Source organism: Vibrio sp. 1288 (assembly GCF_033344475.1).
The window spans coordinates 1-730 of sequence record NZ_JAWPOX010000462.1 but is presented as its reverse complement, the minus strand read 5'-3'; the positions used below and the strand labels follow the sequence as shown (position 1 = coordinate 730).

The 730-nt window shown below is 50.5% G+C and carries 1 protein-coding gene; it reads right to left on the bottom strand.

What is annotated here, in order from left to right; translation table 11 throughout:
- On the bottom strand, positions 1-730 hold a 730-nt coding region (locus tag R8O11_RS27390; RefSeq protein WP_412035083.1), incomplete at both ends, for an MGH1-like glycoside hydrolase domain-containing protein.

The following is a 730-nucleotide window of genomic DNA, read 5'->3' as shown; positions in this document are numbered from 1 at the left end:
CAGCACCACCACGACTAACAGGTTTGGTGTACGTCAATACATCCAGCAAGTAGCCTTTGTCTTGCGGACGAATCTTGTCATCAGCTTGAACTTGCTCTTGGAATACCGTGCGAATGTTGTCCATCGCAACATCTGGGTTGAAATGCGCCATCGCGTACGCTTGTTTCCACGAATCCCACGGCCACGTTAAGTTACCAGAGAACCAACGCGCAGTGACCGATGGCGTGACTGTCGCTTGTTCAATATCGCCCGCCGCAGAGCGCCAGTTACCGTTTAGGGTCTCCATCGCTTTTACCGCTACGCGAGCTTGGTCTGCTGTCGCTTCTTTGTTGATAAGACCATTCGCTAAATAGCCGTCCCAACGCGCTTTCGACGCTTCCATGTATTGAGTTGGATTCGCCAACACATCTTGCAATTTCAACGATTCTGACTGCACTTCTTTCGCATTGTGCAGGTTAGAATACGCCGTATAAACCGCCGATGTTCGCTCAGCTGGTAGGCTCATCTCCGCGGTAGAACTGAATGAGGTTTCGTTGGTGAACGTCTTAGTCGGTAGAGAACGAGTAATGCGGAACTCGGCATCGCGGTCATTACGGATCGCCCAGTTGTCTTTCATCTCGCTAAAGTTAATTTTAATGCCGTTCTCGATGGTCGAAATCTGGCGCTTGTAATCTGGGTAGTACTGCGCCACGGTTTGGTCTTTGCGCGTCGACAGTGCGTATTTCACCAA